Annotated in this window: 29 protein-coding genes and 1 tRNA gene; 15 read left to right on the top strand and 15 right to left on the bottom strand. The window is 63.3% G+C overall.

Features of this window, described 5'->3' with window-relative positions:
• Window position 1: 1 nt before the first annotated feature.
• A complete protein-coding gene (locus tag VGD10_RS00600) occupies window positions 2-538 on the bottom strand; it encodes a DOMON-like domain-containing protein (protein WP_331038847.1) in 537 nt (178 codons plus the stop codon).
• 63 nt (window positions 539-601) lie between these two features.
• Here VGD10_RS00600 and tyrS point away from each other — a divergent pair, with 63 nt between their 5' ends.
• On the top strand, window positions 602-1,822 hold the full coding sequence (gene tyrS / locus VGD10_RS00595) for a tyrosine--tRNA ligase (RefSeq protein ID WP_331038846.1): 1,221 nt from the start codon (window positions 602-604) through the stop codon (window positions 1,820-1,822).
• Here the strand turns inward: tyrS and VGD10_RS00590 are convergent.
• From VGD10_RS00590 to VGD10_RS00580, 3 genes are all read right to left on the bottom strand, one after another.
• Entirely contained in the window at window positions 1,819-2,361 is a 543-nt protein-coding gene (locus VGD10_RS00590; protein ID WP_331038845.1) for a hypothetical protein, read from the bottom strand. The genes tyrS and VGD10_RS00590 overlap by 4 nt on opposite strands.
• 61 nt (window positions 2,362-2,422) lie before the next feature.
• Window positions 2,423-4,480, bottom strand: a complete 2,058-nt coding sequence (recG, locus tag VGD10_RS00585) for an ATP-dependent DNA helicase RecG (RefSeq protein WP_331038844.1) — start codon at window positions 4,478-4,480, stop codon at window positions 2,423-2,425.
• A 5-nt stretch (window positions 4,481-4,485) separates the two neighbouring features.
• Window positions 4,486-4,914: a hypothetical protein gene (locus tag VGD10_RS00580; protein WP_331038843.1), complete on the bottom strand. Its 429-nt coding sequence runs from the start codon at window positions 4,912-4,914 to the stop codon at window positions 4,486-4,488.
• A gap of 147 nt (window positions 4,915-5,061) precedes the next feature.
• On the opposite strand from VGD10_RS00580, the gene VGD10_RS00575 reads away from it, so the two are divergent.
• A complete protein-coding gene (locus VGD10_RS00575; protein WP_331038842.1) occupies window positions 5,062-5,328 on the top strand; it encodes a succinate dehydrogenase assembly factor 2 in 267 nt (88 codons plus the stop codon).
• Window positions 5,329-8,787, top strand: a complete 3,459-nt coding sequence (gene mfd / locus VGD10_RS00570; protein WP_331038841.1) for a transcription-repair coupling factor — start codon at window positions 5,329-5,331, stop codon at window positions 8,785-8,787.
• Here the strand turns inward: mfd and VGD10_RS00565 are convergent.
• Entirely contained in the window at window positions 8,777-9,553 is a 777-nt protein-coding gene (locus VGD10_RS00565) for an EAL domain-containing protein (RefSeq protein WP_331038840.1), read from the bottom strand. The genes mfd and VGD10_RS00565 overlap by 11 nt on opposite strands.
• 90 nt (window positions 9,554-9,643) lie before the next feature.
• On the opposite strand from VGD10_RS00565, the gene VGD10_RS00560 reads away from it, so the two are divergent.
• Window positions 9,644-10,447: an NAD kinase gene (locus VGD10_RS00560; protein WP_331038839.1), complete on the top strand. Its 804-nt coding sequence runs from the start codon at window positions 9,644-9,646 to the stop codon at window positions 10,445-10,447.
• Window positions 10,448-10,522: 75 nt separating this feature from the next.
• Window positions 10,523-10,597 (top strand) — tRNA-Asn (locus VGD10_RS00555).
• 58 nt (window positions 10,598-10,655) lie between these two features.
• Here the strand turns inward: VGD10_RS00555 and VGD10_RS00550 are convergent.
• Entirely contained in the window at window positions 10,656-11,213 is a 558-nt protein-coding gene (locus tag VGD10_RS00550) for a hypothetical protein (protein ID WP_331038838.1), read from the bottom strand.
• A 13-nt stretch (window positions 11,214-11,226) separates the two neighbouring features.
• Window positions 11,227-12,396 carry a zinc-dependent alcohol dehydrogenase gene (locus VGD10_RS00545; protein WP_331038837.1) on the bottom strand — a complete coding sequence of 390 codons (1,170 nt, stop codon included), beginning with the start codon at window positions 12,394-12,396 and terminating at the stop codon, window positions 11,227-11,229.
• Between the two features lie 179 nt (window positions 12,397-12,575).
• Between VGD10_RS00545 and VGD10_RS00540 the strand changes: the two genes are divergently transcribed.
• Complete coding sequence (locus VGD10_RS00540; protein WP_331038836.1) at window positions 12,576-13,211, top strand: hemerythrin domain-containing protein; 636 nt, start codon at window positions 12,576-12,578, stop codon at window positions 13,209-13,211.
• 71 nt (window positions 13,212-13,282) lie between these two features.
• Here the strand turns inward: VGD10_RS00540 and secA are convergent, their stop codons facing one another.
• Window positions 13,283-16,003 carry a preprotein translocase subunit SecA gene (secA, locus tag VGD10_RS00535; RefSeq protein ID WP_331038835.1) on the bottom strand — a complete coding sequence of 907 codons (2,721 nt, stop codon included), beginning with the start codon at window positions 16,001-16,003 and terminating at the stop codon, window positions 13,283-13,285.
• A 148-nt stretch (window positions 16,004-16,151) separates the two neighbouring features.
• Between secA and VGD10_RS00530 the strand changes: the two genes are divergently transcribed.
• Window positions 16,152-16,595, top strand: a complete 444-nt coding sequence (locus VGD10_RS00530) for a GFA family protein (protein WP_331038834.1) — start codon at window positions 16,152-16,154, stop codon at window positions 16,593-16,595.
• Here the strand turns inward: VGD10_RS00530 and trxA are convergent.
• Both trxA and addA read right to left on the bottom strand, forming a co-directional pair.
• The gene (gene trxA, locus VGD10_RS00525) at window positions 16,592-16,912 is read right to left on the bottom strand and encodes a thioredoxin (protein WP_331038833.1); all 321 of its coding nucleotides are present in this window, start codon (window positions 16,910-16,912) and stop codon (window positions 16,592-16,594) included. The genes VGD10_RS00530 and trxA overlap by 4 nt on opposite strands.
• Window positions 16,913-16,956: 44 nt before the next feature.
• Window positions 16,957-20,373, bottom strand: a complete 3,417-nt coding sequence (addA, locus tag VGD10_RS00520) for a double-strand break repair helicase AddA (protein WP_414639485.1) — start codon at window positions 20,371-20,373, stop codon at window positions 16,957-16,959.
• Window positions 20,374-20,443: 70 nt separating this feature from the next.
• Between addA and VGD10_RS00515 the strand changes: the two genes are divergently transcribed.
• The 4 genes from VGD10_RS00515 to VGD10_RS00505 are packed head-to-tail and all read left to right on the top strand — an operon-like array spanning window position 20,444 to window position 21,859.
• Window positions 20,444-20,773, top strand: coding sequence for a metalloregulator ArsR/SmtB family transcription factor (locus VGD10_RS00515; protein ID WP_331038831.1), 330 nt, complete (start codon window positions 20,444-20,446; stop codon window positions 20,771-20,773).
• On the top strand, window positions 20,770-21,240 hold the full coding sequence (locus VGD10_RS00510) for an SRPBCC domain-containing protein (protein WP_331038830.1): 471 nt from the start codon (window positions 20,770-20,772) through the stop codon (window positions 21,238-21,240). Before VGD10_RS00515 ends, VGD10_RS00510 begins: the two co-directional genes overlap by 4 nt.
• Window positions 21,237-21,644, top strand: coding sequence for a glutathione S-transferase family protein (locus VGD10_RS13330; protein ID WP_414639484.1), 408 nt, complete (start codon window positions 21,237-21,239; stop codon window positions 21,642-21,644). Before VGD10_RS00510 ends, VGD10_RS13330 begins: the two co-directional genes overlap by 4 nt.
• Window positions 21,611-21,859 carry a glutathione S-transferase family protein gene (locus VGD10_RS00505; protein WP_331038829.1) on the top strand — a complete coding sequence of 83 codons (249 nt, stop codon included), beginning with the start codon at window positions 21,611-21,613 and terminating at the stop codon, window positions 21,857-21,859. The genes VGD10_RS13330 and VGD10_RS00505 overlap by 34 nt, the downstream gene beginning before the upstream one ends.
• Window positions 21,860-22,219: 360 nt before the next feature.
• On the opposite strand, the gene VGD10_RS00500 is transcribed toward VGD10_RS00505, so the two are convergent.
• Window positions 22,220-22,381, bottom strand: a complete 162-nt coding sequence (locus VGD10_RS00500; protein ID WP_331038828.1) for a hypothetical protein — start codon at window positions 22,379-22,381, stop codon at window positions 22,220-22,222.
• 155 nt (window positions 22,382-22,536) lie between these two features.
• On the opposite strand from VGD10_RS00500, the gene VGD10_RS00495 reads away from it, so the two are divergent.
• The 3 genes from VGD10_RS00495 to VGD10_RS00485 all read left to right on the top strand — a co-directional run bounded on the left by VGD10_RS00495 (window position 22,537) and on the right by VGD10_RS00485 (window position 23,462).
• Complete coding sequence (locus VGD10_RS00495) at window positions 22,537-22,716, top strand: hypothetical protein (protein ID WP_331038827.1); 180 nt, start codon at window positions 22,537-22,539, stop codon at window positions 22,714-22,716.
• Window positions 22,716-23,102 carry a DUF1622 domain-containing protein gene (locus tag VGD10_RS00490; protein WP_331038826.1) on the top strand — a complete coding sequence of 129 codons (387 nt, stop codon included), beginning with the start codon at window positions 22,716-22,718 and terminating at the stop codon, window positions 23,100-23,102. The genes VGD10_RS00495 and VGD10_RS00490 overlap by 1 nt, the downstream gene beginning before the upstream one ends.
• Window positions 23,103-23,267: 165 nt before the next feature.
• Complete coding sequence (locus tag VGD10_RS00485) at window positions 23,268-23,462, top strand: hypothetical protein (RefSeq protein WP_331038825.1); 195 nt, start codon at window positions 23,268-23,270, stop codon at window positions 23,460-23,462.
• A gap of 3 nt (window positions 23,463-23,465) precedes the next feature.
• Here the strand turns inward: VGD10_RS00485 and VGD10_RS00480 are convergent, their stop codons facing one another.
• From VGD10_RS00480 to VGD10_RS00465, 4 genes are all read right to left on the bottom strand, one after another.
• The gene (locus VGD10_RS00480; RefSeq protein ID WP_331038824.1) at window positions 23,466-23,984 is read right to left on the bottom strand and encodes a DUF4402 domain-containing protein; all 519 of its coding nucleotides are present in this window, start codon (window positions 23,982-23,984) and stop codon (window positions 23,466-23,468) included.
• Window positions 23,985-24,067: 83 nt separating this feature from the next.
• On the bottom strand, window positions 24,068-24,343 hold the full coding sequence (locus tag VGD10_RS00475; protein ID WP_331038823.1) for a DUF5985 family protein: 276 nt from the start codon (window positions 24,341-24,343) through the stop codon (window positions 24,068-24,070).
• Window positions 24,340-24,612 (bottom strand): DUF5985 family protein, encoded by a 273-nt coding sequence (locus tag VGD10_RS00470; protein WP_331038822.1) that lies wholly within the window; start codon window positions 24,610-24,612, stop codon window positions 24,340-24,342. Before VGD10_RS00470 ends, VGD10_RS00475 begins: the two co-directional genes overlap by 4 nt.
• Window positions 24,609-24,983 carry a hypothetical protein gene (locus VGD10_RS00465; protein ID WP_331038821.1) on the bottom strand — a complete coding sequence of 125 codons (375 nt, stop codon included), beginning with the start codon at window positions 24,981-24,983 and terminating at the stop codon, window positions 24,609-24,611. The genes VGD10_RS00470 and VGD10_RS00465 overlap by 4 nt, the downstream gene beginning before the upstream one ends.
• Window positions 24,984-25,181: 198 nt before the next feature.
• Here VGD10_RS00465 and VGD10_RS00460 point away from each other — a divergent pair.
• A partial coding sequence (locus VGD10_RS00460) for a HAMP domain-containing protein (RefSeq protein ID WP_331038820.1) occupies window positions 25,182-26,164 on the top strand: 983 nt, incomplete at its 3' end.

Here is a 26,164-nt window from a genome sequence, read left to right as displayed (position 1 = left end):
CTTAGCCTGCTGCCGCGAGTTCGAGCGTAAAGCAATCGCGATGATGGAAATCGGGTTTGCCCGGCGGGTGCGCCAGCGCCCAATAGGAGGTGCGGCCGCGGCGATCCTCGATTACCGCCGAAAGGCCGATGTGCCACGGAACGTCCGTTGGCACCGCCGGATCAAGCGTCACCCATGCGGCCAGCCCTTCCGGCCGAAGGTCGCGGCTGAGCTCAATACGCGGCTCCGGAATATCGAGCCGTGCCATGCCGCTTCGGTAGCCGCTGAAGGCATAAGCCGCCCACTGCTTCGAAGGCGAGAAGTTGAACTCGCGATAATCGCTCTCGCCGAATGCGAGGAACAGCTCGAAGCAGGTATGCCGCCACAGTTCGTCCATCCGCTCCTGCTTGGCAGGCTGCGGATATTCGATCTGCTGGACCGCGCCGGTGACCTGAAACTGCACCCGAAGAGCGCGTGGTCCGGTGCGGGCAATCTCAGCCGTCAGTCCAATATCGGGATGCGGCGCATCCGGGTGCGGGATCAGGGGCTGGCGCAGCATCGCCTTGGAACTGCCCGAACTCGCTTGCCGACGCCATCCGTTTTTGTGCTAAGCCGCCGCGCGATGAGCGAATACAAATCTGACCTTCTACGCCTTCTCGACAGCCGCGGGTACATCCACCAGCTTACCGATGCGGAGGGGTTAGACGCGCTTGCGACGAAGGAGGTCGTGCCCGGCTATATCGGCTTCGACGCGACGGCGCCCTCGCTTCACGTCGGAAGCCTGGTTCAGATCATGATGCTCCGGCGGCTCCAGCAGGCGGGGCACAAGCCGATCGTGCTCATGGGCGGCGGCACATCGAAGATCGGCGATCCAAGCTTCAAAGACGAGGCGCGGAAACTGATCGATGCTGAGACGATCAATGCGAACATCGCCTCTATCAAGCGCGTGTTCGACCGGTTCCTGACCTTCGGCGACGGCCGCACCGACGCCGTGATGGTCGACAATGCTGACTGGCTCGACAAGCTTGAATATATCCCGTTCTTGCGCGAGATCGGCCAGCATTTCTCCGTCAATCGGATGCTCAGCTTCGACAGCGTGAAGCTCCGAATGGATCGGGAGCAGTCGCTCTCTTTCCTCGAATTCAACTACATGATCCTGCAGGGCTATGATTTCCTTGAACTGGCGCGACGTGCGGAGTGCCGCCTGCAGCTCGGCGGCTCGGACCAATGGGGCAACATCGTCAACGGCATCGAGCTTTGCCGGCGCGTCGATGGAACGCAGGTTTACGGCGTCACGACGCCCCTCATCACCACCGCGGACGGCGGCAAGATGGGGAAGACGGAAAAGGGCGCGGTCTGGCTGAACGCGGATCAGCTCAGCCCCTACGATTATTGGCAGTTCTGGCGGAACACGCAGGATGCCGATGTCGGCAAGTTCCTGCGCCTCTTCACTGACCTGCCGCTGGACGAGATCGCGCGGCTGGAGGCGCTTCAGGGAAGCGAGATCAATGAGGCGAAGAAGATCCTCGCTGACGAGGCAACAACGATGGCCCACGGCCCTGAGGCCGCCGCCGAAGCCGCCGAGACGGCGCGCAAGACGTTCGAGGAGGGCGCCGCCGGGGAAGCGCTACCGACCCTGCCGGTGCTCGGCGAGATCAGCCTCGTGGATGCGCTCGTCGGCTTGGGCCTTGTCGCATCGAAAGGCGAGGCGCGGCGGCTGATCGCCGGCGGCGGCGCACGCGTCGATGGCGAAAAGACCGGCGAGGACGTGACGATCAAGGTTGCGAACGGCGTCCGGATTTCCGCCGGCAAGAAGAAGCACGGACTGCTGACGGCCGCCTAGTCCGTGGCTGCTGCCGCGGCCTGTTGGACGGGCGCGGAAAGCTGCGGATTAAGCTTCATGATGCTCTGCGTGAAGGAACGCGGCTTCTTCATCAGCTTCGGATCTTCGACGACGGTGAGGCCCACCGCGCGAGCAACGTCCCCCACGAAGAAGACGCAGTTGCGCTTATTGAGGCTGTAGGACTTGCCGGGCATGTTCTTCCACTTCTCGACCGTGGCGAGAACGGCGGCATATTGCGCGTCCGTCAGCTCGATGGAGAAATGCGCGTCGCTCGCCTTCCGGTAGCTTTCGGTAACCGGCTCCAGGATCCCCTCGACATCGCCCATCAGGATGGCGGGGCTGATCCGCTTGGCGGTGAAGCCGTATGTGGCCTTGACCAGTGCATTGTCCGGCCCAGTGGTGCCGTCGAGGGCGATGAAGGCATGCGGGAAAGTCGCGCCGAGCTCCTTCGAATAGAAGGTGAGCGTGACCGCCGCCTGAAGCGGCCCGGCGATGAAGAACAGGATGAAACTGAACGCAACAGAGAAACGGCGGAACACGTCATGCCTCCTACAGACGAGTCGCTCTTTAGCCGATTTCCGCGTGAATTGAAGCATTTGCCTAGCCGGAGCGAAGGAGACCGACCGCCGCATCCCGCTCCATGAGATAGAGCAAGGTGCGCGCAGCCTGGCCACGCGGGCCAGTGAGTCCTCCGTCCCGGTCGACGAGGAGGCGCGCATCGTCGGTAGCGATCTGGATGAGTTCGCCGATCTGTTCGGGACTGGCGAGGCGGAACTGCGCTTCCCCGGATTGTTTGGTGCCGAGGATCTCGCCGCCGCCACGAAGGCGTAGATCCTCCTCGGCGATGCGGAAGCCGTCATTCGTCTCCCGCATCAGAGCAAGCCGAGCGCGGGCGGTTTCGGACAAAGTGTTCCCCCGCAGAAGCAGGCAGACGCTGTGCTGATCGCCGCGCCCTACCCTGCCGCGCAGCTGATGAAGCTGGGCAAGGCCGAAGCGGTCGGCGCCTTCGATGATCATCAGGGTGGCGTTCGGCACGTCCACGCCAACTTCGATGACGGTCGTGGCGACGAGCACCGCGATTTCGCCGCGAGAGAAGGCGTCCATGACGGCATCCTTCTCGGGCCCCTTCATGCGGCCGTGGATGAGCCCCACCTTGCCGCCGAAACGCTGCTGCAGCGTCCGCGCACGTTCCTCGGCGGCCGCTTGATCGGAGGCTTCGCTCTCCTCGACCAAGGGGCAGACCCAATAAGCCTGCCCGCCCCGTTCGATATGGCGCCCGAGCGCGTCCGCCACCTCCTCAAGTCTGTCGCAGGAGAGGACCCGCGTCTCGATCGGCTGGCGGCCGGGCGGCATCTCGTCGAGGCGGCTCACGTCCATCTCGCCATATTGGGCGAGCGTCAGCGTGCGCGGGATCGGCGTTGCCGTCATGACGAGGAGGTGTGGCGGGCGCTCGGCCTTCGCGGCGAGCATCATGCGCTGAGCGACGCCGAAGCGATGCTGTTCGTCCACCACCGCGAGGCCGAGCCGCTTATAGGCTACCGCCTCCTGAAAGATGGCGTGGGTGCCAACGAGAATGTCTATGGAGCCGTCGGCGAGGCCCATCAGCGTCGACTCCCGCGCCCTTCCCTTCTCGCGGCCGGTGAGGATGGCGACGTTGATCGGCAGCCCGGCAAGCTGCCGCGTCAGCGTGTCGAAATGCTGGCGGGCGAGGATCTCGGTCGGGGCAAGCATCGCCCCCTGCGCACCGGCCTCGACCGCGATCAGCAGCGCCTTCAGCGCGACCAGGGTCTTGCCGGAGCCGACATCGCCCTGCAGCAGGCGGAGCATCGGCACCTCCTGCTGCATGTCGCCCTCGATTTCCGCGATGGCGTGCGCCTGTGCACCGGTCGGCGCATAGGGCAGCTTCAGCGCATCCCTGAGCCGCCCGTCTCCCTTCAGTGGCACGCCTTTTCTGCGGCGCGAGGAAGCGCGGACGAGCATCAGGGCAAGCTGGTTAGCGAACACCTCGTCATAAGCGAGCCGCTCCCGCGCCCCGTCCGCCTGCGGATCGCGGTGCGCCTTGTGGAGCGATGCGCTCCACGGCTGCCAGCCTTGGCGGGAAAGGACGCTCAACTCGATCCATTCCGCAAGTTCCGGCACCCGCGCTAGCGCTTGGCCGGCAAGCTCCCGCATCCGATTGTTGGTGAGACCTTCCGAGAGGGCATAGACAGGCTCCAGCACCGGCAGCGAAGCGGCTTCAGCGATCGGAAGCACGAAGTCCGGATGGACGATCTGAAGCTCCTGCCCGTAGCGGTCGAGCCTGCCGGACACGAGCTTCGGCTCGTCCAACGGGAGCTGCTTCTTCGCCCAGCCAGGATTGTTGAAGTAAGTGAGCGTCACACAATTGCCGCCCTTGTCCGCCGCGTGGACGCGAAACGGCCCCCTCCCCCCGCTTTGCCGGTAGTCCACCGGCGTGAGCACGACCGAGATGATACGGCCCACATCGGCCTCGTCCAAGAGTTCCACCCGCTTCCGCTCGATCCAGCTCACCGGCAGATGGAAGAGGATATCGACGACCCGATCCAGGCGGAGGCGTTTCAACGGCTTGGCCAGCCCCGGTCCGATGCCCTTCAGCACCTCCACTTCGGCGAACAGCGGGTTGAGGATGTCTGGACGCACAGGTCTCAGTCCGAAGGCGGCTGCGACGGCGCGGCCTCAGCCTTCGCCCCGCGTGTATAAACGCCGCGGGAAAGGACGTTGCTGGTCTTCGGCACTTCCCTAGGCGGCGGATCGGCCGCCGGCTCGTCCTCTACGATATTGAGATCTTCGATGGGGAGAGCCGAATTGTCGAAGGCGCTGTTCTCGATGTCCGCCGGCACATTCTCAGCGAGCGCAGCTTCCTCGTTGCGAAGATCGGCCAAAGCATTGGCTTCGGCCTCCGCTTGAGCGCGAAGCTGGTCGTACATCGCGTTCAACTCCATTTCCGCGGAGGCGTTCACGGTTGCTTCCGGCGCGCCCGAACTAATGGAGCCGCCCACGCCGAAATAAAGCGCAGCCGCTCCGATTAGGAGGATGGCCGCGCCCGCAGCGATCTTGCCCCAATTCTTATCCATGCCCGCTTTTCGCGTAAGAGCATGTCCCTGGCAACGGCAAGCCGCCTTCGCGCTTCAACTCGCCCAGATAATTTCCTACATGCGCGCCTCACCCTTTTCAGCCGGAGCGTTCGAAACGCGTTCCGGCCAATCCGGCATGGGAGCAATATGGACCGCGCGGATCGTCTGAAACGCCTTCGCTTCCGTGCATGGCATAGGGGCACGAAGGAAGCCGACCTCCTGATCGGCGGCTATTTCGACCGGCATGGGGAAAGCTGGGACGACGACCAGATGTTGTGGTTCGAAGAGCTGCTTCAGGAACAGGATGTCGACATCATGGCCTGGGCGATAGGAACCGCCGGCCCGCCCGAACGCTACCGTGGCTCCATGATGCGCGAACTCCAGGCCCTAAACTATATCAAGCATCCCGAATAAGTGACCGATCTTCCTAGAATCTTGTCGGCGACAACGCCGACGACGCTGGCCGGCGCGCCGCAGGGCTTCATCCCGTGGCTGGCGGCCGACCTCGCACGGGCGGCGAAGGGCCGTGCGGTGTTCATCGCTCCGGACGAAGCGGCAATGCGGCATATCGTCGATGCAGCCCATTATTTCGCGCCTGAGCTGGAGACCCTGAGCTTCCCGGCTTGGGACTGCCTCCCCTACGACCGCAGCTCCCCTTCGCTCCGCTCCTCATCCGAACGGCTGGCGACGCTTCATGCGCTTCAGCAAAAGCGAAAAGGGCCGCAGCTTCTCGTCACTACGGTCAATGCGGCGACGCAGCGGGTTTTGACGCCGTTCCGCATCCGGCAATTGGTGGCGCGGCTTGCGCCCGGCGAGCGGATCGACCTCGACGGGCTGACGGCGCTCCTGCAGGCGAACGGATATGTTCGGACGGACACGGTGCACGACCCGGGCGAATATGCGGTCCGCGGTGGCCTCGTCGATCTCTTCCCATCGGGCGAGGAGGAAGCGCTGCGGCTCGACTTCTTCGGCGACGAGATTGAGAGCGTCCGCCGCTTCGATCCGGGGAGCCAGCGGACCACAGGCAAGGTCGAGGGCATTACTCTCCTCCCCGCCTCCGAGACCCTGCTGGACGAGGAGAGCATCAAACGCTTCCGCTCAGGCTATCGGGAGAAGTTCGGCGCCACGGCCACCGGCGACCCCATCTATCAGGCGGTGTCGGATGGGCGGCGGCTTGCCGGCATCGACCATTGGCTGCCGCTGTTCGAGGAACGGCTGGTCACCCTCTTCGACCATCTGTCGGACGACGACATCGTCGTTCGCGACGCGGGCGATGCGGGCGCGGTCAATGCGCGCTTTGAGGCGATCACGGATTATTACGACAATAGGAAGCGCGCGCAGTCGTCCGACCCCGGCAGCTATCGGCCGCTGGAGCCGGACACCCTCTATCTGACCCGCGACGAATGGGACGCGCTCATCAAGGAGCGGCCGCTTCACTTAACGACGCCTTACCATGAGCCGGAAAGCGCCACCGTCATCGACTTCGAAGTGGACGGTGCCCGCGATTTCGCGCCGGAGCGGGCGCAGAACGCCAATGTCTATGAGGCGGTGGTCGATCACATCGGCAAGCTCCGTAAGGACAAGAAGAAGGTGGTGCTCGCCAGCTATTCGGCCGGTGCGCGGGAGCGGCTGAAAGGCCTCCTTTCCGACCATGGCCTCACCAAGGTGGCGGAAGCGGACAGCTGGCAGGAAGCGCTGGGCGCCGCGGGCAAGAATCAGGTAGCGCTCGCCGTCATCCAGCTGGACCATGGCTTTACGTCGGAAGAGATCGCGCTCCTCACCGAGCAGGACATGCTCGGCGACCGGCTGGTCCGCCGGCGAAAACGCAAGAAGAGCCAGGACGCCTTCCTCAACGAGCTTGCGACGCTCTCGCCGGGCGATCTCGTCGTTCACGCCGATCATGGCATCGGCCGGTATGATGGGCTGACCCAAATCCCCGTCCAGTCGAGCCCGCATGATTGCGTGGCGCTCGAATATGCGGGCGGCGACAAGCTCTACGTGCCGGTCGAGAATATTGACGTTCTGTCACGCTACGGCAGCGAAAGCGACGGCGTGACGCTGGACAAGCTCGGCGGCGAGGCTTGGCAGCGGCGCAAGGCGAAGATGAAGGAGCGGATCCGCGAGATTGCCGGCGAACTCATCAAGACGGCTGCCGAACGCGCCTTGCGGCAGGGCGAGGTCGCGCAGCCCGACACGGGCTATGCGGCCTTCGTCGACCGCTTCCCTTATGAGGAAACGGAGGACCAGGATCGCGCCATCGGCGACGTTATCGACGACCTTGGCGCAGGGCGGCCGATGGACCGGCTCATCTGCGGCGACGTCGGCTTCGGCAAGACCGAGGTGGCGCTTCGGGCCGCCTTCGTCGCAGCGATGGCCGGCATGCAGGTGGCGCTCGTCTGTCCGACCACCCTCCTCGCCCGCCAGCATTACAACAATTTCTGCGAGCGTTTTCAGAGCTTTCCGATCCAGATCGGCCGCCTCTCCCGCCTCGTTCCAGCCGCGGAAGCCAAGGCGACGAAGGAAGGCATCAAGGCAGGCAAGATCGATGTCGTCATCGGCACGCACGCTATTCTGTCTAAGAATGTCGAGTTCAAGAAATTGGGCCTGGTCATCGTCGACGAGGAGCAGCGTTTCGGCGTCACCCACAAGGAGCGGCTGAAGCAGATGCGGGCGGACGTCCATGTGTTGACGCTGACCGCCACGCCGATCCCCCGCACGCTGCAGATGGCGATGTCGGGCCTCCGCGAACTCAGCGTCATCCAGACGCCGCCGGTCGACCGGCTTGCCGTCCGAACCTACGTTATGCCGTGGGACCCGGTCGTGCTTCGCGAGGCGCTGCTGCGCGAACATTATCGCGGCGGGCAAAGCTATTTCGTGGCGCCGCGCATTGCCGACCTGCCGGACATCGAGGATTTCCTCAGGAACGAGGTGCCGGAAGTCTCCTACGTCGTCGCGCACGGACAGATGTCGCCGACCGAGGTCGAGGAGCGGATGTCCGCCTTCTACGACCGCAAATATGACGTGCTCCTGTCCACAACGATCGTTGAGAGCGGCCTCGACATTCCGAGCGCGAACACGCTCATCATTCACCGCGCCGACCGCTTCGGCCTTGCACAGCTCTATCAGCTCAGGGGCCGCGTGGGCCGTGCCAAAACCCGTGCTTACGCCTATTTCACGACCCCCGCTGACCGGGTGGTGACGGAGGGCGCGGACAAGCGCCTGCAGGTGCTTGCCAACCTCGAAAGCCTCGGCGCGGGCTTCCAGCTTGCGACGCACGACCTCGACATTCGCGGCGCCGGGAACCTCCTCGGCGACGAGCAGTCAGGCCATATCAAGGAGGTCGGGTTCGAACTCTACCAGTCGATGCTGGAAGACGCGATCTTGGTCGCGAAGGCGGGCGGCGATCTGTCGGCCGCGCGCGACGAATTCTCACCGCAGATAACCGTCGATGCGCCGATCCTCATTCCTGAGGATTATGTGCCAGATCTGGACCTTCGCATGAGCCTCTATCGGCGCCTCAATGAGCTGGAAAGTCCGCAGGAGATCGAGTCCTTTGCGGCCGAGCTGATCGACCGGTTCGGCAAATTGCCGGAAGCCACCGACAATCTCCTCAAGGTCATCGAGATCAAGCTCAACTGCCGCAAGGCGCGCGTGGTGAAGCTGGACGTCGGTCCAAAAGGCGCGCTCGTCCACTTCCACAATGACAGCTTCCCTGACCTCGAGGGCTTGGTCGCCTATGTGCAGCGTCTCAAAGGCACCGCGAAACTGCGGCCGGACTCCAAGCTTGTTATCGCGCGGAGCTGGTCCGATGCTCAGAGTCGCATCAACGGCGCGCTTCAGCTGTCGCGGGGCCTCGCAAAGATTATCGGCTGACGAGTTCCGTCAAAGTCGCGCTGTCGACCGGCGGCGAGCAAAGGAAGCCCTGATAAAGGTCGCAGCCTTCCTCCCTAAGCAGGCGGAGCTGCTCCTGCGTTTCGACCCCCTCCGCGATCACCTCAAGCCCCAATTTTCGCGCCATATCGATCGTGCCGGCGACGACGACGCGATCCCGGTCGGAACCAGCAATATCCTCCATCAGCCTCTTGTCGATTTTGATCGCATCGAGCGGCAGCGCCTTGAGGTAGAGGAGGCTCGAATAGCCGGTGCCGAAATCGTCGAGCGCAACCCGAATGCCGCTGTCCCTCAGATGCGCAAGCATCTCCGCGGCCGCATCCAAATTCTCGATCAGCTCCGTCTCCGTTATCTCGATCGTAAGCCGCGAGCGCTCGAAGCCGCATTCCTGAAGGATCACAAAGAGCGATGAGGCGAAATCGGGCCGGACTGCGTCCGCGGCCGTGATGTTGACGGAAAGGCGCAGGTCGAGCGCCGAGGGCCAGCCGGCGGCGATACAGAGCGCGCGCTCCTGCACATGCTCGGAAAGGTCCCGCAGCATTGCGGCGCGGGAGGCGAGGCCGAATAGGGTCTCGGCACCGAGCTCGCCGAGATCGGGCTGCTGCCAGCGCGCGAGGGCTTCCGCGCCCACGATACGGCCGGAGGCGATCTCCACCTGCGGCTGGAACAGTATTTCGATTTCGTCGGCGGCAAGCGCCTTCCTAAGGCCGGCAGCAAAGGAAGATTGAGGTTTTGCCGCTTCCGCCACTCTCATCCCCTTTTTAGCGCCCTTTCCGCCCTAACCTGTCGCGTCGCGCACGCCAACGGCTTTTGCCTCCCGCCTTGCCGCGCTGCGAGGATGGCCGTAGCAAGGCTACCGATGACCGAAAGCGCGGAAAAGGCGATGGCCCTCGTCGCTTCGCCCACCGAGGCGGCCCAGGCAGCCGAAAAGATGCTGCGCAAGCGTTACGATTTCGTGCCTCTGGAGGAGGCGGAGGTCGTGGTGGCGCTGGGCGGGGACGGCTTTCTCCTCCAGACCCTCCATACCATGCTCGATGGTGTCGGGATCAAGCCGGTGTTCGGCATGAATCGCGGCACAGTCGGCTTCCTGATGAACGAGTGGCGTATTCAGCAGCTTGGCGAGCGGCTGGCGAAGGCGAAGGCGGTTTCCGTCGTGCCGCTTGCGATGGAGGCGGTGACGGTGCGCGGCGACACGATCTGCGATGCCGCGATCAATGAAGTGTCGCTTCTCCGCGAGACGCGCCAGACCGCCTGGATTGAGGTGTCGATGAACGGCCGCGTGGTGCTTCCCGAGCTGGTCTGTGACGGCGTACTCGTGGCGACGCCGGCAGGCTCGACCGCCTACAATCTTTCCGCGCAGGGTCCGATCCTGCCGCTGGGCGCCAACTTAATGGCGCTGACGCCGATCAGCCCCTTCCGGCCGCGGCGCTGGCGCGGCGCGCTGATCCCGGACGAACTGAAGGTGAGCCTGAGGGTACTTGACCCTGAAAAGCGTCCTGTCTCCGCTACCGCGGACCAACTCGAAGTGCGCGATGTCGCGCGCGTGGACGTGCGGGTCGATCGGTCGAAGGCCCTCACCCTCCTCTTCGATCCGGAGCATGCGCTGGACGAGCGGATCACGATGGAGCAATTCGCCGTCTGATAAGGCTCCAAGTGGCTTGCGGTGCCGAAAAAAAGGCTGCTATAGGCCCGGCCTCGCCAGATGGCGGCCTGGTATTCCGGCGTGGCGCAGCGGTAGCGCAGCGGACTGTTAATCCGTTGGTCGTAGGTTCGAATCCTACCGCCGGAGCCACCAGGTACAAAAAAGCCCCGGTTTTGCCGGGGCTTTTTTTGTTTCTAGAGGCAAGGCTTCAGGCGAGCTCGAGCGCCGCGGCCTCATAACGTTCGGGAGCGACGCGCATGTCCGCCGGAGGCTCGAAATCCTCCGCCGCTCCACGCGCCTGGGCAACACCGCTCGGGAAGCCTGACCGATCGCTATAATCGCGGGTCTCGCCGCGGTTCTGGCTTTGCTCCTTGGTGAGGCTGGAGGCTGTGAGCAGGTCCACCAGAGCGATCCCTGCGACAGCGGCGATGGCGATGGTCGCGTTGCGCCGCTGCTCCTCGTTGGCGTCTTTCCTGCCCACGACCAGAGTGCCGAGATCGAGCATGTCGCCGGCCACGCGGCTCCAGATAGCAGGCGCAGGCGTATCTGAAAGCGCCCATATGCCGCTTGTGATCTCTCGAGCCCCATAGCTGCGCAGCAAGTTCTCGCGCCCTTCGAGTCCGAGTGCCCTCGCCATCCGGCCGGGGGCGACTAGCTCGACAAGGCCGAGGCCGATGCTGAACCAGCCCAGGTTACGGGCCATCCGGTCGCTGAAGGTGAAGCTTCTGTCAGGCCGGCGTGTTGCCAGTGTCGATGCATTTTCCATGATTCTTGTCTCCTCAGGGTTTCAGAATGACCTTGATGCAGCTGTCCTGCTTCTGCTCGAACACCCGGTACATTCCAGGCCCTTCCTCAAGGGTGGCGGTGTGTGTGATGACGAAGGAAGGATCGATCTGTCCCTCCTCGATCCGGCGGGTGAGATCGTCGGTCCAGCGGCGGACGTGGGTCTGTCCCATGCGGAAGGTGAGGCCCTTGTTCATCGCCATTCCGAACGGGACCTTGTCCATCAATCCCGCATAGACGCCCGGGATAGACAGGACGCCGCCGCCGCGGCAGACGTAGATCATCTCGCGAAGGACGTGGGCGCGGTCATTGGCCATCATCGTCGCCTGTTTCACGCGGTCCATCATGGAATCCATGTGGGAGCTCGCATGGGCCTCCATGCCGACGGCATCGATGCATTTGTCGGGGCCGCGCCCGCCCGTCAGGTCATTGAGGCGATCGATGACGCTCTCATCCTCGAAGTTGATCGTCTCAGCGCCCGCAGCCGCGGCCATGCTGAGCCGGTCGCCGAGCCGGTCGATCGCGACCACCTGCTTTGCGCCCAGGATGATCGCACTCCGGATCGCCATCTGACCGACCGGGCCCGCGCCCCAGATCGCCACCGTATCTGTGCGTTGGATGTCGCACTGCACCGCCGCCTGCCATCCAGTCGGGAAGATATCGCCCAGGAACAGGAGCTGTTCGTCCGAAATACCGTCCGGAACCTTAATGTGGGTGCCGTCGGCAAACGGAACGCGAAGATATTCGGCTTGGCCGCCCTGATACCCGCCGGTGAGATGGGTATAGCCGAACAGGCCGGCGGTGCGGTGGCCGAACACCTTGTCGGCAAGCTCGCCGTTACGGTTGGAGCGTTCGCACAAGGAGTAATTGCCGCGGCGGCACTGGTCGCACTCGTCGCAATTGATGGTGAATGGGACGACGATCCGGTCGCCTTTCTTCAGCTTCGAAACCTCGCTGCCGACCTCGACCACTTCGCCCATCATTTCGTGGCCGACGACGTCGCCCGGCTTCATGGCCGGGATCATGTTGTGGAAGAGGTGGAGATCGGAGCCGCAAATCGCGCAGCTCGTCACCTTTATGATGGCGTCCTTCTGATCCTCGATCTCAGGATCGGGAACGTTGTCGCATCTGATATCCTGCTTGCCGTGCCAAACTAGCGCTTTCATGAGCCTGTTGCTCCTTTAAGTCCCTCAGCGCCCCGACGCCTGCACCCCGAACGAGTGCGGCACCTCGAAGTTACGATGCAGGCAAGCTGTCAGGCGCGGGCCGGGAACGCCCTGCCGCACGGTTCGAACAAACCCGTCGCCTCGGATGTTGCTGCTTCCAAAGCAATAAGGAGGTCCAGATGGCTACCAAGACGGATAATCGTCGTTCGAAGAGCGACAACAACGGCAACAAGTCGCGCAGCAGCAGCGAGCGCAGCGCGTTCAACTTCGGCGACAACAATACAGGTATTCTGATCGGCGCTGCGGCGGCCGGCGCGGCGCTCGGCTTTGCCGCCAATATGGGTCGCAAGTTCCTGATGCAGGGCATGAGCGGCGCGGCCGGCGACTGGGCGGACGCGCTTGCGGCTGAGCACAAGATGACACTCGCCATCTTCGACAAGATCGAGGCAACCGACGACAGCCAGACGACGATGCGTTCGACCCTGCTGGCGAAGCTCAAATATGCACTGACCAAACACGCGCTCGAGGAAGAGAATGTCGTCTATCCGGCGCTTCGCCAGGCCAATTTCGCGCATGATGCGGACTCGCTGGAAGGCGAGCACGGCTATGTGAAGACCTATCTCTACGAGCTTGAGAATATGGCGAACGACAGCCCCGAATGGCTGGCGCGCGTCCGCGACTTCCGGTCGATGATCGAAAGCCACATGCAGATGGAGGAAAACGAGATCTTCCCGCGGATGCGCGAGCAGATGTCGGACGATCAGAACAAGAAGCTGACCGCCATGATGCACAAGGAAGGCTTCAAGTTCGCGTAAAGTTCAGAACTTGAACGAGGAAGGGCCGGCTCCTTGGAGCCGGCCTTTTTCTTTGGTCGATGCAGGCGCGCTTAAAGCAGGCCGTGGCAGTGCTTGTACTTGCGGCCCGACCCGCAGGGGCACGGGGCGTTGCGGCTGATCGGCTCGTCTACCACCAACGTATCCTCCGGAAGCTCCGGCTGCGGCGCCTGGAGCGGCGGCAGGCGAGAGAGGATGGCGCCGGTCGCCGCGTCCACATCGGCGGTGTCGTCGTCGCCGGTCAACGGATCGATATGATGCGTGATGAAATCCGGCATTTCCGGCATCTGCGGCTCGTTCCAGGTCAGCTGCGCGAAGGCGAGCGTCCTCGTCACATCCTCCCGGATCGAGGCCAGCATGCGCTCGAACATCTGGAAGGCCTCATGCTTGTATTCGTCGATCGGCTTCTTCTGCGCATAGGCGCGGAGGTGGACGACGGCACGGAGCGCGTCGAGCATCGCGAGATGCTCCTTCCAGTGATGGTCCAGTGACTGGAGCAGGATGCTCTTTTCCACCTGCACCCACTGATCGGGCTCCACCTCAGCCGCCTTTTCGGCGATCTGCGCGTCGGCCGCAGCCTGAACGCGCTCGACCAGCATTTCGGGATCGACCGCCTCTTCCTGAAGCCAGTCGTCGATTGGCGGCTCGAGGCCGAATACCTTCGACACCCGTTCCTTCAGCAACGGGATGTCCCATTGCTCGGGATAGGTGTTTGGCGGACAGGCTTCGCCGACGATGCCGTTCACCGTCTCGACGCGCATGTCTTCGACGACATCGCCGATCGTCTCGGCGTCCATTATGTCGGCGCGCTGCTCGTAAATGACCTTGCGCTGGTCGTTCATGACATCGTCATATTCGACGACCTGTTTGCGGATATCGTAGTTCCGCGCCTCGACCTTCTTCTGCGCGGTCTCGATCGCCTTGGATATCCAGGGGCTGACGATCGCTTCGCCATCTTCCAGATTCTTGTTCATCAGCCGCGCGAACATGGTCTGCGGGCCGAAGATGCGGAGAAGGTCGTCGTCGAGCGACAGATAGAAGCGGCTTAGGCCCGGATCGCCCTGACGGCCTGAACGGCCGCGAAGCTGGTTGTCGATGCGGCGGCTTTCGTGCCTCTCTGTGCCGAGCACGAAGAGGCCGCCCGCCTGGCGCACGCGCTCCCGCTCTTCCTCGACTTCGGCCTTGATCCGGGCGATTGCGGCGTCCCGCTCTGGACCTTCCGGAACGTTGCTCAGCTCATCCTCGATGCGGAATTCGATATTGCCGCCGAGCTGAATGTCGGTGCCGCGGCCCGCCATGTTGGTGGCGATGGTGACGGCACCCAAGCGGCCCGCCTGCGCCACAATATGCGCTTCATGCTCGTGGTAGCGGGCGTTCAGCACCTCGTGCTTCACGCCTTCCTTGTTGAAATATTCGGACAGAAGCTCGGACTTTTCGATGGAAACGGTGCCGACCAGAACCGGCTGCCCGATCTCCTGCTTTTCCTTCACCGCCTTGGTAATGGCCGCAAACTTGTCGCCGATATTCTTGTAAAACTCGTCGTCCTCGTCGATCCGGCTGACGGGCAAGTTCGTCGGGATGGTGACGACGTTCATCTTGTAAATGTCGTAGAATTCCGGCGCCTCGGTAGCCGCGGTGCCGGTCATGCCGCCAAGCTTAGGGTAGAGGCGGAAGTAATTCTGGAAGGTGATCGAGGCGAGCGTCTGGTTCTCGGGCTCGATCGTGACACCCTCCTTCGCCTCCACCGCCTGGTGAAGGCCGTCCGACCAGCGCCGGCCATCCATCATACGCCCGGTGAACTCGTCGATGATAATGACCTTGTCTTCCTTCACGATATAGTCGGTATCGCGCTTGAAGATGATGTTGGCGCGGAGCGCCTGGGTCAGGTGGTGGACGACCTGCGTATTCTCGAAATCGTAGAGGTTGGCGCCGGTGAGGAGACCCGCATCCTCGAGGATGCGCTCCACCTTCTCGGTGCCGTCTTCGGTGAGGACGACCGACTTCTGCTTCTCGTCCACCTCATAATCGTCGGGATGGAGCTGCTTCACGATCGCGTCTACCGACATGTACAGCTCCGACTTGTCGTCGGTGGGCCCCGAAATGATGAGCGGAGTCCGCGCTTCGTCGATCAGAATCGAGTCCACCTCGTCGACGATGGCGAAGTTGAAGGGCCGCTGCACCATCGATGCGCGGTCGTACTTCATGTTGTCGCGCAGATAGTCGAAGCCGAATTCGTTGTTCGTGCCGTAGGTGATGTCCGAAGCATAGGCCAGGCGGCGCTGCTGATCGGTGAGGTTAGGCACGATCACGCCGACGGTGAGGCCGAGGAAGCGGTAAACCTGTCCCATCCAGTCCGCGTCGCGGCGGGCGAGATAGTCGTTCACGGTGACGACGTGGACGCCCTTGCCCTCGATGGCGTTCAGATAGCAGGCAAGCGTGGCGACGAGCGTCTTGCCCTCGCCGGTGCGCATTTCGGCAATTTCGCCGCGATGAAGCGCCATGCCGCCGATCATCTGCACATCGTAATGGCGCTGGCCGAGCGTGCGCTTTGCGGCTTCGCGAACGGTAGCGAAGGCTTCCGGAAGAATGTCGTCCAGGGTCTCGCCCTCGGCGGTGCGGCGGCGGAAGATCTCGGTCTGGTTCCGCAGCTCCTCGTCCGTCATGGCCGAAATGGTCGGCTCGTGCGCGTTGATCCTGTCGACGATCTTGCGGAGGGAGCGGACGTAGCGGTCGTTGGACGAACCGAAAATGGACTTGGCTAAACCGCCAAACATGGGCGTTCCTGTCGTTAAATGCGTGCCTGCTCATCAGACGGCTGCGAGAAGCCGCCGCCCCCCGGCAGAAATGTCGCGGGCGATGTAAGGTTCGCCCCCTGCCAAGTCAATTGACGGAGCCCTTTGAGAGGCATAGCGGCAGCGCTCTATGTCCGAGATGATCGAAGGCGGCTGCGCCTGCGGCGCCGTGCGGTACCAGCTTCGAAGCGCGCCTTATGACGCGGGCTGGTGCCATTGCCGCACCTGCCAGCTAAATTCCGGCGCTCCGGCCATGGTGTTCGCCAGCGTGCCGGTGGACGACTTCGCCTTCACGGAGGGCGAGGAGAAGGTGAAGCGGTTCAAGTCATCGGGCTTCGCCCATCGCCTCTTCTGCGGCGAATGCGGAACGCCTATCCTGATGCGGGTCGATCACCAGCCGGAAACGGTGGATTTCAGCGTCGCGACCTTGGACGATCCGGACGCTGCAGCGCCCGGATTTCACATCTTCCACTCGAGCAGGATCGGCTGGTTCGAAACGGCCGACGATCTGCCGCGGTACGCCCGCTTCAGGCCGCAAACCCGCGGCCTCGACGGGACGGAGCCGCCGGCTTAGAGCTGCCCCTCAAGCCAGCTCTGTAGCGCGCTCTTCGGCGCTGCACCGACCTTGGTTGCGGCCGGTTGGCCGTCCTTGAACAGGATCATCGTCGGAATACCGCGCACGCCGTACTTGGCGGGAGCGTCAGGATTGTCGTCGATATTCAGCTTGGCGATCGTGACTTTCTCGCCAAGCTCGTTGGAAAGCTCCTCGAGCGCGGGAGCGATCATGCGGCAGGGCCCGCACCATTCCGCCCAGAAATCGACGAGAACGGGGCCGGAGGCGCCGATCACGTCGGACTGGAAACTTGCATCGGTGACGGTCTTGGTAGCCATGAGAATCTCCTTTGCAGCCGATGTAGGAAGAAGGCGGGCGCTGCTCAACCAGTCACGGCGTAAGGGGTGAGCAGCTCGGGCGGCAGCGGGTGGAGGATTGGGGTGCTGGTGTAGAGGAGCGCGGCCTCGACATGGCGCCCCGGAAAGATGACCTTCAGCGCTTCCGAATAAGCTGCCATCTGGCGGAGGTGCGCGGCGGGGATCTCCGCTGCCGTCTGCGGCGCCTTACGGCCGGTCTTGAAGTCGGCGACTAGGATGCGGTCCTCACCCACGAGCAGCCGGTCGACCGTGCCGGAGACGACCACACCCTCCCCCACCACAGCGGCAATGGGCGCTTCGGCGAGGGCGGGGGGGCTGAAGAGGTCGGCATAATCGGGATGGGCGATGATGCGGCAGGCATCCTCGACTAGCGCACGGCGGAAGACTGCGTCGGCGACCCCTGCCGATTTTTCAAGCCAGCGATCGGCGCGTTCGGCGCGTTCGGCTTCGGGAACTGCGGGCAGCCGTTCGAACAATTGGTGGAGGAGCTTGCCCCGGAGCGCCGCATCGCGGCCTGCGGCGGAGGGCGGCGGGTCCGCCACGTCATCCTCGCCGATGGCCGAGGGCGCGAGGGGGCGCGGCGGGCGGGCTTCGACGGGCGCGGCTCGGCGCACCCAGTCCGGGAGGTGGGTCACGCGCGGCTCGGCTTTGGCGGATGCCTTGCCAGCTTTTGGCGGGTCTCCGAAGCGGCGGGCGCGGCCCCAGATCGGGTCTTCTTCCCAGTCGCAGGCGAGACCGAGGAAAGAGTGTTCGGCAGCCGCATACCAGCTGTCCTCCGGCGGACCTTTGCTGTCGGCGAAGCCGAGGGCGCCGCCGATATAGAGGCGCTCCTCGGCTCGGGTGAGGGCGACGTAGAGGAGGCGCCAATGCTCCTGCCGGTCGAGCGCGTCCTGCGCCTCGATCTGGCTTTTCAGGGGCTCGAACAACTCGTCCTTGCGGGGGCGGAAGAGGGGAATTTGGGGGCCGCCATCCGGCAATTGCATGTTGGCGAAAGTGCCGCGGGAGCGATTTGGATCGACGCAGGCGTCGGCGAGGATAACTATCGGGGATTGCAGGCCTTTTGAGCCGTGAACGGTCATCACGCGGACCGCATCGAGCGGTGCTTGAGAATCGCGCACGATTTCGACATCGCCGCGTGCGAACCAGTCGAGGAAGCGTTGCAAAGATGGTCCTGTAGTGGCGTCGAATTCGAGCGCGCTTGCAAGCAGCTCCTCGACCGGATCGCGGGCTTCCGCGCCGAGCCGTTCCAGGAGGCGGCGGCGGCCTTCCATCGGGCCCGAAAGGATGGTTTCGAAGAATTGGTGCGGCGTGGCGTAGTCCGCCATGGCGAGGATCGAGAGCAGTTTCTCCCGCGCCTCGTCCGCATCACTGTCGCGAACGGCGCTCCATAGGTCGCCCTTGCGACGGAAGGCGACGGAATAGAGGTCTTCCTGGCTCCAGCCGAACAAGGGCGAGACCAAGAGGGCGGCGAGGTTCAGATCGTCCAGCGGCTGCAGCGCGAATTTGGCGGCGGCGAGTAGGTCCTGAACCGCGAGCGGCGCGGAGAGAAGCAGGCGGTCGACGCCGGCCACGGGGACGCCTTCGGCGTGAAGGCGGGCGACGATGAGGGAGGCGAGCTGGCTCCGGCGGCGGACGAGGATCAATATGTCCTCGGGCTGGAGCGCCCTTCCCTTCCCCTCGACATGAAAAGGATTGTCCAGCCATTCGCGGATCTGCCGCGCCAGCCGGGCGGCATAGCGGCGGACGGTGTCGCTGACCCAGCCTTCCTCGCCCGCATCTTCGCCCATGTCCGTTTCCTCGGAATAAGGCTGCCAGAGCGTGACGGAGCCGGGACGGCTGCCGTGGAAGCTGTCATGCGGATTCGGACGGCGCGGCAGGCCCAGCGCCTCGTGGCCAAGATCGGCGATCAGCCGGTCCACGACTTGGAGGATCGCGGGCGAGGAGCGGAAGCTCCGGTCCATCGAGAGATCGAGGAAATCGCGGTCAATGGCGTTCGCTTCGCGGGAAAACCAGGCGCGGGCGATGTCGAAGCTTTGCGGATCGGTGCCCTGAAAGCCGAAGATTGCTTGCTTGTAATCGCCGACGGTGAAGATGGTGCGATGCCGCTGGCTCGCGCCATCGCCCGCGAAATATTCGAGCGCGATGGCCCGAACGATATTCCACTGCCGCTCGTTCGTGTCCTGCGCCTCGTCGACGAGGATGTGATCGGTAGACTGATCGAGTTTGTAGCGCACCCATTCGCCCATTCCAGGGGTGAGGAGGAGCTGCTCGGCCCAGCGGATGAGGTCGTCGAAATCGACCACGCCCGCGGCGCGCTTGGCGGCGGCATAAGCCAGCGCGAAGCCCTGGCCGGCGCGGAGGCCCGCGGCGAAGCATTCGATCAGCTTGGCCAGCCGCCGCATGGCGAGGATGCGCCCGCAGCATTCGAAGGCGCGGGTGGCATGTTCGATATAGGCTTCGTCGGGCGGCGCCTGGCCGCGGCCGAAAGAGCGGATTTCGCCGTCCTTCTTCGCCCAGACATTGTGGAGTTGTTCGATCAGTCGGCCCCGCTCGGCCGGAGTGGCTTCAAGCCATTGCTCGCATATGGCGGCGCGCTCCTGCCCCGCCTTGGCGCTCCAGCCCCGGTTCAGCGCCGCGATCTGGCGAAGGCCTGCCAAGTCGAAGACGTCGTCCGCGCAGGCGGCAACGATCGCCCCCTCTATATCGCCCGCCGGAACGTCAAAGGCGCGGCGGAGGCGAGCCTCTATGCCCTCGCGGGGGCCGAGCGTTTCCATCGCGGCAGGCGCGCGGGCGCAGCACATCAGGAAGCTTTCGGCGCCACCCTCCCCTAATCTATGACTCAGCGCCTGGATGTCGCGGACGAGACCGAGGTCCCCTTCCCGCTCTGCGCGGACGAGCATATCGGCGAGCGCCTGCCGGGCGAGAAGCTGCTCCTCCCGCCCCTCCAAAGGGCGGAAGCCAGGCACCAGCCCGGCTTCGGCCGGGAAACTGCCGAGCAGTGATTGGGCGAAAGCGTGAATGGTCTGGATGCGGAGGCCGCCACCTGCGGCGTCGAGCACACGGGCGAACAAAGTCCGCGCCCGCTCCCGCATCTCCGGCCCGACATCTTCGCCAAGCGCTGCAAGCTCCGCGCCGAGCTCCGCATCCTTGAGGCGCACCCAGTAGGCCAAACGGGCATGGATGCGGTCCGCCATTTCGGCAGCACCAGCCTTGGTGAAGGTAAGACAGAGAATGGAGGCAGGATCGACGCCGGACAGCAGTAGCCGCAGCACCCGCGCGGTAAGCACGTGCGTCTTCCCGGTCCCCGCCGAAGCTGACAGCGCGGCATGGTCGAGCGGACTGGACGCGCGGAGCTGCTTGTCCTGCAGCCGCGTCAAAGGTTTCAGGCGCCTCGGCAAAGTAAACTCCCACTTTGCCCTCATTAAACTGCCGCCGCTCAAGGCGCAAAAAAAAATAGTTGACCATTTGGTTTAGTTTTTGGGAGAAGGGGGAATGACCTCGCTCGACCTTTTGTTCGGAGCACTTGCCGACGACACCCGCCGCGCATTTCTCGCGCAGATCGGCACTGGCGAGCTGCCGCTAAGCCGCCTCGAGCCCCCGAGAAGCATGAGCCTGGCCGGAGTGATAAAGCATGTGAGGGTGCTCGAAGAAGCGGGCCTCCTTACGCGTGAGAAAAGGGGCCGAACCGTGTGGTGCAGAAGTGAACCGGCACCGCTTAGGGAAGCGGCGAACTGGATCGAAACGTACCAAGGCTTCTGGAATGAGCGCTTAGACGCTCTTGCCATTCATCTGACCATAAACGGAGAAGCTGATCGAGCATGATCAAAGGAGCTAGTGAAATTATCGACAAGGTCGAGGTGCGACGCATTTTTCCGGCGCCGCTGCACCGCGTATTCCGCGCGTGGACGGATCCGCAGGATTTCATCTTGTGGTGGAGGCCCGGCGAGTGGCGAACGACGAGTGTTGATATGGAGACGCATGTCGGCGGAGCCTATCGTATAATTATGGAACGTCCCGACGGCGCGATCCAAACCATTTCCGGCACCTACGTCGAGTTCGATGCACCCGTTCGTCTCGCGATGACATGGTCCGTGGCAGGCGCGGAGGCAGGCGAGCCTTTCGAGGCGTTCCTCCTCCTCGACTTCGTTGCGGTGCAGGGCGGTACCGAAATATGGCTGCGGCATGAAAAGCTGCCGCATGACCGGCTCGGCAATTACGAAGCCGGCTGGACTCATATCTTGAACAGCCTCTCAGGCATGTTCGAACGCTTGAAAAACGACAGCAAATGATGCGGCTTCACTACCATCCATTCTCGCCAGCATCGATTGCGGTCCTAGTGACGGCGGATCTGCTGGGCGTGCCCCTCGAGCCCAAGCTGGTCGACCTGTTTCAGGGCGAGGGAAATTCCGACGCCTTTCGCGCGCTTAACCCGAACGGGCTCGTACCGGTTCTGGAAGACGGGATTTCGTCTTATGGGAAGCAAGCGCGATTCAGCAATATCTGGCTGCAACGGCCAAGGCGAGTACGCTCCTGCCGCGGGACGAGCGATCACGGGCGGAGATTGCGCGCTGGCAATCCTGGAATCTGGCCCATTGGACCCCCACACTACAGAAATTCATCTTTGAAAATCTCTTCAAGAAAATGCGCAACATGGGGGATGTGGACACGTCCATCCTCGAAGATGCGGAGATGAAGCTGGCTACGCTCGCCCCGGTGCTGGATAGTCGGCTCGCCGGGCGCCGCTACCTGCTTGGCGACGATATCAGCGTCGCCGACATTTCGGTTGCATCCTATCTCGTCTATGCGAGGCCCGCCGGCATTCCGCTCGGCGCCTACCCCTATCTCATCCGCTGGCACGAAGCGATCGAACGCCTGCCGGCGTGGCAACAGCACTTGCCGCGACAATGAACACTGAAGGGGGCCCGCAAGCCCGATATCAGGAGCTTGTCGCGGAGTTGCTCGCCACGAGCGCAGCGCAGATTTCGGACGGGAAAGGCTTCGGCCGGAACAGCCTCACTATCGGCCGCAAGATTTTCGCGACGCTTCACAACGGGCGTCTTATGCTGAAGCTACCGCGCGGCCGCGTCGCATCGCTAATCATGGACGGGCGAGGCGAGCCTCTCGAAATGGGACGAGGCCGGATAATGAAAGAATGGGTCCTGCTCCGTGAAGAGCAGGCGTGCAAATGGCATGCTCTGGCAGAGGAGGCAATGGCCTTCGTTGAAGCGGAGACAAAGGAGGCGCGCAGCAGATAGTCCTGCGCACCTCCTAGGACTTTTCCTTCCTGTTCAGCTTCTCGATCATCATTTCGAACATCTTCGTCGACGCGCGTTCCGGCATGGTGAACGCCTGTCGGAGCGCATTGCCGATGCCGGCATGCTCGCTCGGAGGCGCCGCTATCACGTAGCGGCGCGGCATTGTGTTGGTCATCGTACTAACTCTGCAAACTACGTTTGAGATAAAAACGCCCGAGATTTCCGGAGGTTGCACCCATATTTTACAGCGATTGCAGCGCCTTAGCGGGCGTGGCATCCATTCCGTCGCAGCAACGTTCCTCTCCCGTACAGATCAAGGAGGAGGAAGACTTGAAAGGCACCGGCTATCTGATCTCGATCATCAGCGTTCTTCTTCTCGCCGCCGTCGCCTGGGAGAGCACGGCGACTAACCCGGTGATGCGTTGGGTGCTGGTTGCCGGCGTCGCGGCGTCCATCGTCGGGATGAGCCTTCGCTGGGCCGCCTATCGCCGGGAGCAGAGGAGCAGCTAGTGGAAGCGGCCGATCAGGTGCTGCTGGGCGCCATCCACTGGATCACGCGCGGCGTGGAGGTGGTCGGCATCGCGATCATTGTCATCGGCGCGGCTGTGGCCCTCTTCTCCTTCCTGAAGCAGGTCAGGCAGCGGACGCGGGAGGAGGCGATCTGTGAGTTCCGATCGGATCTCGGCCGTTCGATCCTGCTCGGCCTCGAATTCCTGGTGGCGGCCGACATCATCAACACGGTGGCGATAGAGCCGACGCTGCACAGCCTCGCCGTCCTTGCCGGGATCGTGCTGATCCGAACCTTCCTCAGCTTCTCGCTTGAGGTGGAGATAGAGGGCCGCTGGCCGTGGCAGCAGCGGGCGCCCGCTAGCGTAGAAGCGAAAAAGGACGACTAGAAGATGATGCCGCCGAGGATGAAGGCCGCGGCGGCAATCATCCAGTCCCGGGGCTGCATATTGCGCAGGAAATCCATATTCCTCTCGCAAGCTCACGCGGCACTGGCATCCGCGAAGAATGCGATTATGAGCGGATCGAAATCTCACGTCCAGCGGAGCGCATGAATGGCACGCGAACCCGAATATCCCAAGGATGCACCCGTCGAAGGCGGCGCGCCACAACAGGCGGCGGCGAGCGCAAAGGCGGTCGATCCGGCCCGGAAGCTTAATTTCAAGACTGGCGTGGCGGTCGGGATCGGCTCCGCCGCGATCGTCGCCGCCCTCCTCTACGCGAACAAGTCGCGGAAGAAGGATCGCTAGCGCTTAATTGTTGTCGACGGTAACCGTGAAGGTGCCGCTGTAACTGCCGGGCACGGTGCTTGCCGTCACCTGGAAACTGCCGCCGACGCCGAAGTTCGCGCTGCCGGGCGTCCCAGCTGTGCCGCTGAGCGTGTCGCCGGGTACCGAAGGCGTCAGCGTTACTTCGATCGTCTCGGAGCCGTTGGCGCGGGTCAGGGTGACGGTGGGATCGACATCGATGTCAAAGGTCTGGCCGCCATCGCCTTCCACCGTATATGTAGCGCGGTTTGCACCGCCGCCGATCAGGCGTGCATTGCCGCCCCCTGCAAGTGCACGGCCGCCACTGGAAGCGTCGATGGTGACGGTGTTTGAGCCTGCAGTCGGCGGAAGCACCGCGCCGAAGGCGAGGTTATTGCCCCCCGTCAGCGAAAACTGGTCGACGATACGGCTTTCCGCCTGCGTCTGGACGTTGCTGGTCTGCGCGTGCGCCGGCACGGCAAGGCCCGCAAGCAACAGCGGCAGCAGCCGCGAACATCTGGTCATGTGCGAAGTCCCCACTTCTTCCCGGTGATCAGCCGGTTCGGTCAGTGCTTATATCATATTGATAAGCATGGGAAGCGGGCGCTTCAGGAGCTTGCGTGCCGGTTCTTCCGCCAGATGGCAATCAGGATCAGGACGAATGCAGCGAGACGGATGAGGTAGAGCCAGCTCCGTTCCTCGAGCGGGATGTTCGTCAGCGCCAGCAGCGCCTGGCAGAGGCCGAGCATCCAGAAGGCGATCGCGAAGATCAGGAACAGTTCGTCGTGAGTCCGCCGCCAGAAGCGGAGGAAGAAGAGGCCCGCCACGGCAAAGCCGAAAGTCACGGCGCCGGAGAGGAAGTGGAACCAGGTCATGTCGGTCATTCCTCGAGGTCCCAGATGAAGCCGAACAGGAGCACGCTCACCGCGCCCACGGAGAGCGCGAGGCGCGGGATCTGAAGGCTGACTTCCCGGATCAGGAGCAGGTCGAAGATCACGAGCAAATTGTTGAGCGCGAGCAGCATGAAGCAGAGCCCGCTCCAGAGGAGAAGCCGCGCGCCCGTTCGCCCGTAGCTTCGCCACAACAGCCAGGCGCAGGCCGCGCTGGTGGCGAAGCACAGCAGATAGACAAGGGCCGGAAAGCCGTCCGTCACTCTTTATCCCCCCTCAACCGGAACGCATCGGCGAATGCGGCCAGCTTGTCCGTCGACGATAGCACGATCAGTCGGCGAATGGCGTCCGGTTTTCGCGCATAGGCCTCAGCCGCCTTGTCAGCGAGGCGGTCCAGATCGGGAGAGGCAGGCGCATAGCGGACGCTCTCTTCAGTCTCCGCCAGGACAAGTCCGCCAGCCATCAGCGAGGCTATGCCCTGCCTGACCACCAGTTCGCTTGCGCGGAGGCGGTCCACCAGTTCGACAAAGTTCCATGAACGCGACTCGGAGCGCAGCAGAAGCAGCAGCTCAAGCGTCCAGACCGAACGGAAGCTGTTCCGGATAAAGCCAATGGTTTCAGGACTGTCCGGCATGTTCCCGTGCGCTGCTGCCCCCGTTTCCGTTGATCGTTATCAAGCGGTTTGCTGCGGCGCCTTCTATCGGCGGAGCGGGTGCTTGCAAGGGAAGGAATTTTGGGGCCGCGCGGAACGTTTCTGCTCTTCTTTCGTTCCATTGTGTCGCTGCGCTTTCGGGGGGGTCTCGGGGGCGAGCGCATGCCAGGAGTTTCCCAGTTGAACATCGAAACGCGCGTCGAGGGCTTTGACCGCCGCCAGCTTCTGAATGCCCTCCGTTCTTTCCGCCGCGGCGATTTCTCCGTCCGTCTCTCCGAAGATCAGCCCGGCATGGATGGGGAGATTGCGACGCTTTTCAACGAGATCGTGACCCTTAACGACGACATGACCAATGAGGTGAAGCGCCTCTCCAAGGTCGTCGGCAAAGAAGGCAAGATCAACCAGCGCGGCAAGATCAAGGGTGCGCGCGGTGACTGGGAAAGCGCGATCCAGTCGGTCAACGAACTGATCGAGGACATGGTGCAGCCGACCGCGGAAGTGGCGCGCGTCATCGGCGCGGTGGCGAAGGGCGACCTGTCGCAATCCATGACCGTCGAGATCGACGGGCGGCCGCTCCGCGGCGAATTCCTCCGCATCGGTAAAGTCGTGAACACGATGGTGGAGCAGCTCGCCTCCTTCGCATCGGAAGTGACCCGCGTGGCCCGCGAGGTAGGTACCGAAGGCAAGCTCGGCGGCCAGGCCAAGGTGCAGGGCGTCGCCGGCACCTGGAAGGACCTTACCGACAATGTGAACGCCATGGCGACCAACCTCACCTCGCAGGTGCGTAACATCGCCGAAGTGACGACCGCGGTGGCCAGCGGCGACCTTTCCAAGAAGATCACAGTGGAGGTGAAGGGCGAGATCCTGGAGCTGAAGAACACCATCAACACCATGGTGGACCAGCTGAACAGCTTCGCATCGGAAGTGACCCGCGTGGCCCGTGAAGTGGGTTCGGAAGGCAAGCTCGGCGGCCAGGCGCAGGTGGAAGGCGTCGCCGGCACCTGGAAGGACCTCACGGACAACGTGAACCTGATGGCCGGTAATCTGACCGGCCAGGTCCGTAACATCGCCGAAGTGACGACCGCCGTGGCCAGCGGCGACTTGTCCAAGAAGATCACGGTGGACGTGAAGGGCGAAATTTTGGAGCTGAAGAACACCATCAA

This window comes from Allosphingosinicella sp., assembly GCF_036402135.1.
Classification (GTDB): domain Bacteria; phylum Pseudomonadota; class Alphaproteobacteria; order Sphingomonadales; family Sphingomonadaceae; genus Allosphingosinicella.
Note: the sequence above shows the minus strand (reverse complement) of the source record. Positions and strands in the feature narration are given on the sequence as shown.

Bases quoted from the DNA above. Each gene is read 5' to 3' on its own strand.
- VGD10_RS00465 (WP_331038821.1), bottom strand. From the start codon at position 24,983: ATGCCGGACAGTCCTGAAACCATTGGCTTTATCCGGAACAGCTTCCGT.
- VGD10_RS00540 (WP_331038836.1), top strand. From the start codon at position 12,576: ATGGCTACCAAGACGGATAATCGTCGTTCGAAGAGCGACAACAACGGC.
- VGD10_RS00575 (WP_331038842.1), top strand. From the start codon at position 5,062: ATGGACCGCGCGGATCGTCTGAAACGCCTTCGCTTCCGTGCATGGCAT.
- secA (WP_331038835.1), bottom strand. From the start codon at position 16,003: ATGTTTGGCGGTTTAGCCAAGTCCATTTTCGGTTCGTCCAACGACCGC.
- VGD10_RS00560 (WP_331038839.1), top strand. From the start codon at position 9,644: ATGGCCGTAGCAAGGCTACCGATGACCGAAAGCGCGGAAAAGGCGATG.
- VGD10_RS00500 (WP_331038828.1), bottom strand. From the start codon at position 22,381: ATGACCAACACAATGCCGCGCCGCTACGTGATAGCGGCGCCTCCGAGC.
- addA (WP_414639485.1), bottom strand. From the start codon at position 20,373: ATGAGGGCAAAGTGGGAGTTTACTTTGCCGAGGCGCCTGAAACCTTTG.
- VGD10_RS00515 (WP_331038831.1), top strand. From the start codon at position 20,444: ATGACCTCGCTCGACCTTTTGTTCGGAGCACTTGCCGACGACACCCGC.
- VGD10_RS00475 (WP_331038823.1), bottom strand. From the start codon at position 24,343: ATGACCGACATGACCTGGTTCCACTTCCTCTCCGGCGCCGTGACTTTC.
- VGD10_RS00485 (WP_331038825.1), top strand. From the start codon at position 23,268: ATGGCACGCGAACCCGAATATCCCAAGGATGCACCCGTCGAAGGCGGC.
- VGD10_RS00580 (WP_331038843.1), bottom strand. From the start codon at position 4,914: ATGGATAAGAATTGGGGCAAGATCGCTGCGGGCGCGGCCATCCTCCTA.
- tyrS (WP_331038846.1), top strand. From the start codon at position 602: ATGAGCGAATACAAATCTGACCTTCTACGCCTTCTCGACAGCCGCGGG.
- trxA (WP_331038833.1), bottom strand. From the start codon at position 16,912: ATGGCTACCAAGACCGTCACCGATGCAAGTTTCCAGTCCGACGTGATC.
- VGD10_RS00480 (WP_331038824.1), bottom strand. From the start codon at position 23,984: ATGACCAGATGTTCGCGGCTGCTGCCGCTGTTGCTTGCGGGCCTTGCC.
- VGD10_RS00600 (WP_331038847.1), bottom strand. From the start codon at position 538: ATGCTGCGCCAGCCCCTGATCCCGCACCCGGATGCGCCGCATCCCGAT.
- VGD10_RS13330 (WP_414639484.1), top strand. From the start codon at position 21,237: ATGATGCGGCTTCACTACCATCCATTCTCGCCAGCATCGATTGCGGTC.
- VGD10_RS00530 (WP_331038834.1), top strand. From the start codon at position 16,152: ATGTCCGAGATGATCGAAGGCGGCTGCGCCTGCGGCGCCGTGCGGTAC.
- VGD10_RS00550 (WP_331038838.1), bottom strand. From the start codon at position 11,213: ATGGAAAATGCATCGACACTGGCAACACGCCGGCCTGACAGAAGCTTC.
- VGD10_RS00545 (WP_331038837.1), bottom strand. From the start codon at position 12,396: ATGAAAGCGCTAGTTTGGCACGGCAAGCAGGATATCAGATGCGACAAC.
- VGD10_RS00510 (WP_331038830.1), top strand. From the start codon at position 20,770: ATGATCAAAGGAGCTAGTGAAATTATCGACAAGGTCGAGGTGCGACGC.